Origin of the sequence: Synechococcus sp. 63AY4M2, from assembly GCF_002760475.1 — a bacterium.
Lineage (GTDB): Bacteria > Cyanobacteriota > Cyanobacteriia > Thermostichales > Thermostichaceae > Thermostichus.
The window spans coordinates 1021791-1028383 of the sequence record NZ_AXUX01000001.1; the positions used below are offsets into that span (position 1 = coordinate 1021791).

A 6593-nucleotide genomic window follows, 5' to 3' on the forward strand; every position below is an offset into this window, starting at 1 on the left:
TCAGCCCGTTGTCGGCGGGGGCGGGTTGAGGGCGCGGTTGAGCTTGCCGCTGCGGTAGCCCTCCAAATCGAGACTGACGTAGAGGTAGCCGAAGGATTGCAGAGCCCTGACCAGCGCTTCCAGATCGGTTTTTTGCACAAACTCTCGGATCTGGTGAGGGGGCAGTTCGATGCGAGCAGTATCTTTCTCGGAGCGCACCCGCACCTGGTGCCAGCCCAAGCTGCGCAAATAGCGCTCTGCCGCCCCCACTCGGCGCAGCTTCTCGGCAGTGATGGCCTCGCCATAGGGAAAGCGGGAGCTGAGGCAGGGCTGAGCCGGCTTATCCCACCAGGGCAGGCCCAGATGGCGAGACAGTTGCCGCACCTCCAGCTTGCTCATCCCCACCTCCGCCAGGGGGGAACGCACGCCCCGCTCTCGAGCTGCCTGCACTCCCGGCCGGTAGTCGGCCAGATCGTCGGCGTTGAGGCCATCCACCACGTAGTCGTATCCTTGGGCTTGCGCCAGCCGGCACAGCAGGTCATGCAAGTGGCTTTTGCAGAAGTAGCAGCGGTTAGCGGGGTTGGCGGCGTAGCGGGGATCCTGCAGCTCCTGGGTCTCGACGATCTGGTGGCGGATGCCGATGGATTGGGCTTGCCAGATGGCCTCCTCCAGATCTTCGGGCAAAAGGGCAGGGGAGGCGGCAGTGACGGCCAGGGCCCCCTCCCCCAACTGATCCCAGGCCAGCTTGGCCACCAGGCTGCTATCCACCCCGCCTGAGTAGGCCACCAAGACCCGCCCCATCTTGGCCAAGATCTGGGCAAGCTGCTCAAACTTTTGCTGCAGCACGGGATCCCACTCCGTCGCCAGAGCTGGGGCGGGGGAAGCGATGTTCCTGTCTTGGTTGGTGTCCATGGGTCCAGGACATGCCGAAGAGGGAGTCGCTTGGGGGGATCCCCTCTTTACTTCTCCTATTCTTCCGCAGAGCTTCTCGACTTTCCAACGCTTTTCTCCCAAAGAAGGTGCCGGATCCCTCCTAGAGCCCCTAACCCTTAGACCAGCAAGTCGTCGAGGCGGTAGGCTGGATTGCAGTTGGGGTTGTTGCCGTCCTTAACCGTTTTCTTCCCTTGACACGCCATGGCTCTGCAGCTCGAACCCGCCGGCCCGTCGGAAGTGTCCCTCTATCAGCCCTATTACGCGGTTGCCCGCCGGCAGTACCTGCCCCTGGCCGTGGGCCTTTACAAAAAAGGCAGCCTGGAAGGACAGAGGGCCATCGAGGGAGACAAGCCCGTGCGTTTCCTGGCCAGTTGGCACACGTCGCTGTTGCCCGCAGATCTGACCGTGGTGCAGGTGGTCTTCGATCAGGATGCCGAGCTCACTTACCAGCTCTCCATCGTCAACTACGAGTTTGTGGACTACCTCATCGACGTGGTAGCGCTGGTGCAGCGGGGGCAGCCGCCGGATTTCACCACCGCCTTTTACAAAAAGTTGATGCGGTATGAAGACTGAAGCAGATTCTCCGGTCGCCATCACCCTCTACGACACCACGCTGCGGGATGGGGCGCAGCGGGAGGGGCTGTCGCTGTCGGTGCCAGATAAGGTGCAGATTGCCAAGCTGCTGGATCGGCTGGGGATCCCCTTTATTGAGGGGGGCTGGCCGGGGGCCAATCCCAAAGATGGACAATTTTTCTGGCAACTGCGGGAAGAGCCGCTGGAGCAGGCGGAGCTGGTGGCCTTTTGCTCCACCCGCAAGCCGGGGCGGCGGGCAGCCGATGACCCCCTGCTGCAGGCCATCTTGGCGGCGGGAACCCGCTACGTGACGGTTTTTGGCAAGTCTTGGGATCTGCATGTTACGGAGGGGCTGGGCACCACGCTGCAGGAAAACCTGGCCATGATCCGCGACACCATCGCCTATTTGCGCTCCCAAGGGCGGCGGGTGATCTACGATGCCGAGCACTGGTTCGACGCCTACCGCCACAACCCCGACTACGCCCTGCAAACCCTCGTGGCGGCTGCCGAGGCAGGGGCGGAGTGGCTGGTTCTCTGCGATACCAACGGCGGATCCCTGCCCCACGAGATCGCCGCCATCACGGCAGCCGTCTTGGCCGAATCCCATCACCTGGGGCATTTGCCCTTGGGGATCCACACCCACAACGACTCTGGCACTGCTGTGGCCAATGCCCTGGCGGCAGTACAGTCGGGGGCGCGCATGGTGCAGGGCACCATCAACGGCTACGGGGAGCGCTGTGGCAATGCCGACCTGTGCAGCGTTATCCCCAACTTGCAACTGAAGCTGGGCTACCGCTGTCTGCCGGAGGGGAAGCTGCAACACCTGACAGAGATCTCCCGCGCCATCAGTGAGGTGGTCAACCTGGCCCCAGATGACCACGCGCCGTTTGTGGGCCGGTCGGCCTTTGCCCACAAGGGCGGGATCCACGTCAGCGCCGTCCAAAAAAACCCCCTCACCTACGAGCACATCGCCCCGGAGCAGGTGGGCAACTGCCGGCGCATCGTCGTCTCGGAACAGGCGGGGCTGAGCAATATCCTCAGCAAGGTGGCCGAGTTCGGGATCCGGCTGGACAAGTCGGATCCCCAGGCCCGCTTGATCCTAGAGCGGCTGAAGACCTTGGAGCTGCAGGGCTACCAGTTTGAGGCCGCTGAGGCCAGCTTTGAGCTCTTGGTGCGGGAGCTGTTGGGGCAGCGCTCGCATCCGTTTGAGGTGCTCAGCTTCCATGTCAGCGCCACCACCCGCTCCGACTGGAGCAGCAAAGACTGGGATCCCAGCGGCGAGGCAACGGAGGTGCAGTCCTTGGCGGCGGTGAAGATTGCGGTGCGGGGGCAGACGCGGGTGACGGCAGCGGAAGGCAATGGGCCGGTGGCGGCTTTGGATGGGGCGCTGCGCAAAGCCTTGCTGGAGTTTTACCCGCAACTGGAGGCCATTCACCTGGCCGACTACAAGGTGCGCATCTTGGACGGGCGGGCCGGCACCTCGGCCAAGACGCGGGTGCTGGTGGAGTTTAGCGACGGCCACCGCCGTTGGACCACGGTGGGAGTTTCCACCAACATCATCGAAGCCTCCTGCCGGGCCTTGGTGGAAGGCTTTGAGTATAGTCTCTTAACAGAACCTTGCCTTTCCCCACCCTCTACCCAAAGGGCCTCGCCTTGAAGGGGATCTCCCCTCTCCCTCTGGGAGAGGGGCTGGGGGTGAGGGCCGGCGCGGAGCGCTTGGGCCTGTCTCCAACTCATTTGAAATCACCCAGCTCCCATGAGAATCATCGGCCTGACGGGCGGCATAGCCACAGGCAAATCCACGGTGGCCCGCATCTTGGAACGGCACGGGATCCCGGTGGCCGATGCAGATCAGATGGCGCGGCAAGCCCTAGCGGTGGGATCCCCCATCCGCGAGCGGGTGCTGCAGCGCTACGGCCGGGCCATCCAGGATCCCTCTGGAGCGCTGGATCGCCGCCAGTTGGGGCGGATTGTCTTTGCCGATGCCGCCGAGCGGGCCTGGCTGGAAGCCCAGATCCATCCTTTTGTCAAAGCGCGGCTGCGGGAGTTTCTCGAGGCCCACGGGGCATCTGCGCCGCCTGAGGAAGCGACTGAGGCTCGACCCAGTTGCCAATGTCCTCACGGGGAAGGCCATCCCACCGTTTGCCTGATGATCCCGCTCCTGTTTGAGGCCCACATGGAAAACTGGGCCAGCGAGATCTGGGTGGTGACCTGTACCCCGGAGCAGCAGCGGCAGCGGCTGGCGCAGCGGGATCTGCTGACGGCGGCAGAAATCGAGGCGCGCCTGGCCAGCCAGTGGCCCCTAGAAGAAAAGGCCCGTCGCGCCCATGTAGTGCTGGACAATTCCGGATCCCTGGCGCAGCTGGAAGCCCAGGTTAGGCAAGCCCTGGGGGCTCACCCCAGAGAAGGAGGGGCCATTTGCCCCACCCCGCCGAGCCGGATAGAGTGACGGGGGAGGGATCCCTTTCTTTGCAGCTATGTCTGGATGGATCGAGAAAGAGGCGATGCAGGAAGCACTTTGTGGCAGCGGGAGAGAGTCTTTGTGGACCTCAGCGCTGGCGGCGCGGGAGCGGGAGATCCAGCTTTTGCGGGAGCGCAACCGCCTGCTGCAGAGCCAGATCGACCTGTTGGAGCTGCGCCAAGAAAAGCAACAGCGGCAAATTCGCAGCTACGAGGCCGAGATCGAGCAGCTCTACCAAGAAAAGCAGGTGTTGGAGCAGATGCTCCAGGAGCTGCCGGAGCTCTACCGGCGCAAACTTCAGGCCCGCCTGCAGCCCATCCGCGAGCGCATCGCCGCCATGCAGGCAGAAAATCGCCGGCTCAAGAGGGAACTGTACCAGCTCAGCTACCGGCTGCAGCACGTGGATCAACTGGATGCCCCCGGCTGGAAGGTGCAATTGCCGCAGATCCCTCCGCTGCGCCGCCGGGATCCCAAAGCTCTGCCCGCCCAGGGAGCGACATCTCCTCCCAGGCCCAGTATCGCTCTTGAGGGACAAAGGGAGAAGCCAGAATAGGGGAGCCCCCCTGGGATGCCTCAGCATTGCCCAGCAAGAGCGGTTTCGGCGGGGGCGCGCTTGCAAGGCGACTGGAGAGCTCGAAAAAATGGCCGTTGCTGGCAAGTACGAACCCCTTCATTTGAAATACCGCCCGCAGCGCTTTGCCGAGGTGGTGGGCCAAGGGGCAGTCGTGCAGACTTTGGCCAATGCCATCCGGCTGGGGCGGGTGGCGCCGGCCTACTTGTTCTGTGGGCCGCGGGGCACCGGAAAAACCTCCAGCGCCCGCATCTTGGCCAAGTCTTTAAATTGCGAGCAGGGGCCAACGCCGGATCCCTGTCAGGTATGCAGCCAGTGCCGCGCCATCACCGCCGGCTCTTCTTTGGACGTGATTGAGATCGACGCGGCCAGCAACACCGGCGTAGACAACATCCGCGAGCTGATCGAGCGGGCCCAATTTGCGCCGGTAAATAGCCGCTACAAGGTCTATGTCATCGACGAGTGCCACATGCTCAGCAATGCCGCCTTCAACGCGTTGCTGAAGACGCTGGAAGAGCCGCCTCCTCGCGTGGTGTTTGTGCTGGCCACCACCGACCCCCAGCGGGTTCTGCCCACCATCGTTTCCCGCTGTCAGCGGTTTGACTTCCGCCGCATCCCCCTTGACGACATGGTGGCCCACCTGGGCCAGATCGCCGCCCAGGAAGGGATCCCCATTGCACCAGAAGCCTTGCACCTGGTGGCCCAACTGGCCCAGGGCGGGCTGCGGGACGCCGAGCGCCTGTTGGATCAGCTCAGCTTGCTGGAGGGATCCATCACCCCAGAAGCCGTATGGGACTTGGTGGGCGGGATCCCGGAGCGGCAGCTTTTGGATTTGACCGATGCGTTGCTGGCTCAGGATGTGCAGGCGGTGCTGGCCCAGACGCGACAATTGCTGGAGCGGGGCAGAGAGCCCCTGGTGGTGCTGCAGAGCCTGGTGGTTTTTTACCGGGATCTGCTGCTGGCCAAGACGGCCCCCCAACAGCGGCAGTTGGCGGCCGTAACGGATCCCACCTGGGCAGCTCTGCAGCAGCGGGCTCCTCGCTACTCGGTGGAGATGCTGCTGGCGGCCCAGAGCCACCTGCGCCAGTGCGAGCCGCAAATTCGCCAGAGCGGGCAACCCCAGCTTTGGTTGGAGATCGCCCTGCTGGATCTGCTGGGCCAGCTTCGCCAGAGTGCCGTCCCGCTGCCGTCAATAGAGGCCAAAGGCGGAGAGCCGCTCCCAGCCGTCGGCCCGCCAACGGTCGGAAAGACCCCTAGCCCCACCGTCCCAGCCAGCGAGGAGCTGACAGCTCCTACGACAACCCTTCCAGAGACCCCAGCCCCTTCCCCTGCTGCAACAGGGGGATCCCTCCCGCCGTCGCAAACGGCAAAGCCAAGTCGGGAGAAGCCGGCCAGCCCGGAAAAAGCGAAAGATCCGCATCCCCTCAAGCTGCTGCGGCCCCGGTGGGAGGAGTTTCTTGAAAACCTTCGCCCCATCACCAGAGGCCTATTGGCATCCGGCTATTTGCAGCAGGAGTCTCTCGTTGGCTCTGACGGGACGGAGACCTTAGAGATTACCCTTGCTTTTCCCAATAAGGGCTTAGTGGACAAGGTGCGCAGCAAAGAAGCCGAGCTCTGCTCTGCGCTCCACAACCTGCTGCAGCGCCCGGTGCGGCTAAATTTGGTGGTGCAGCAGGGACCTTCGTCCCGCCATCGTGAGGGGAGTGCTGGCGAAACCTCAGGTCGCGAAAAGGCTCCACCCCTCGCCCCTGCAAAGTTGCAGAGCCGAACCCCCAGGGGCGACAACCTCCCCAAAGACTTATCGCCATCTCCCAAGGCGGGATCCCAAAGCTACGGTAGAGTCGGGCAACCTCCTCCTGCTGAGCCAGAGACCCCTGGCGAGAACTCCATCCCGCCAGCGCAAGCGGCAAAGCCTCCCTCCTACCACCTTGCCCACGAGCTGGCGGAGGTGGCCCGCCGCTTTGCCGACCATTTCAACGGCAGCCTGATAGATTTGCAAGGGATCCTGGCCTCGCCCGAGGAGGCGACGGCAGAACTGTCCGCTCTCGAGAGCCTGGAAGCAGAGGGATCCCCGGA

General features: G+C 63.7%; 6 protein-coding genes. 5 read left to right on the forward strand and 1 reads right to left on the reverse strand.

The features are described 5' to 3' along the window. Positions 1-825: an ATP-dependent sacrificial sulfur transferase LarE gene (gene larE, locus SYN63AY4M2_RS04530; RefSeq protein WP_011429471.1), complete on the reverse strand. Its 825-nt coding sequence runs from the start codon at positions 823-825 to the stop codon at positions 1-3. Between the two features lie 288 nt (positions 826-1113). Between larE and ebsA the strand changes: the two genes are divergently transcribed. From ebsA to SYN63AY4M2_RS04555, 5 genes are all read left to right on the forward strand, one after another. Beyond that, positions 1114-1485 (forward strand): type IV pilus biogenesis protein EbsA, encoded by a 372-nt coding sequence (gene ebsA / locus SYN63AY4M2_RS04535; RefSeq protein ID WP_099887236.1) that lies wholly within the window; start codon positions 1114-1116, stop codon positions 1483-1485. Further along, positions 1475-3142 carry a citramalate synthase gene (gene cimA / locus SYN63AY4M2_RS04540; protein ID WP_099887237.1) on the forward strand — a complete coding sequence of 556 codons (1668 nt, stop codon included), beginning with the start codon at positions 1475-1477 and terminating at the stop codon, positions 3140-3142. Before ebsA ends, cimA begins: the two co-directional genes overlap by 11 nt. A gap of 99 nt (positions 3143-3241) precedes the next feature. Next, the gene (gene coaE, locus SYN63AY4M2_RS04545; protein WP_011429468.1) at positions 3242-3934 is read left to right on the forward strand and encodes a dephospho-CoA kinase; all 693 of its coding nucleotides are present in this window, start codon (positions 3242-3244) and stop codon (positions 3932-3934) included. 91 nt (positions 3935-4025) lie between these two features. Further along, the gene (locus SYN63AY4M2_RS04550; RefSeq protein WP_187147164.1) at positions 4026-4499 is read left to right on the forward strand and encodes a hypothetical protein; all 474 of its coding nucleotides are present in this window, start codon (positions 4026-4028) and stop codon (positions 4497-4499) included. Between the two features lie 88 nt (positions 4500-4587). Then, positions 4588-6593 (forward strand): DNA polymerase III subunit gamma/tau (locus tag SYN63AY4M2_RS04555; RefSeq protein WP_099887238.1); only part of this gene is annotated, 2006 nt, incomplete at its 3' end.

Excerpts from the sequence above, each read along its gene's own strand:
- cimA (WP_099887237.1), top strand. The coding sequence starts at position 1,475 with ATGAAGACTGAAGCAGATTCTCCGGTCGCCATCACCCTCTACGACACC.
- coaE (WP_011429468.1), top strand. The coding sequence starts at position 3,242 with ATGAGAATCATCGGCCTGACGGGCGGCATAGCCACAGGCAAATCCACG.
- ebsA (WP_099887236.1), top strand. The coding sequence starts at position 1,114 with ATGGCTCTGCAGCTCGAACCCGCCGGCCCGTCGGAAGTGTCCCTCTAT.